General features: G+C 49.3%; 1 protein-coding gene. It reads right to left on the bottom strand.

Going from position 1 to position 296, the window contains the following annotated elements; translation table 11 throughout:
- The coding region (locus A3738_RS09860) for an NAD(P)H-dependent oxidoreductase (protein WP_197473775.1) at positions 1–296 on the bottom strand (296 nt) is incomplete at both ends.

Here is a 296-nt window from a genome sequence, read left to right on the forward strand (position 1 = left end):
AGGATTCATGCGTGAGAGACCCATCACTGAGTGCGTTGAAAAGTGCACTCGCTTTTTTTGTATGAGGCTCGATACGACCATCCTCTTTGGCTGTTCTTGCGCCAAACAAAACGAGAGGCGGTATGTAATGCATTTGGCATAGATGCGCGACTTGTTCGAAAGGGCGTAGTAATTCGCGCAGTGGATACTGGTTCAGCCCCTCTGTTTGATAAGCGCTTTCTTGGGCTCCTGCACTCGTCAGAATGAACAAGGTTTTGTCCTTGAGCTTGTCGCCACTCTTCCCGTAAGCAAAGCCA

Source organism: Oleiphilus sp. HI0066 (assembly GCF_001635725.1).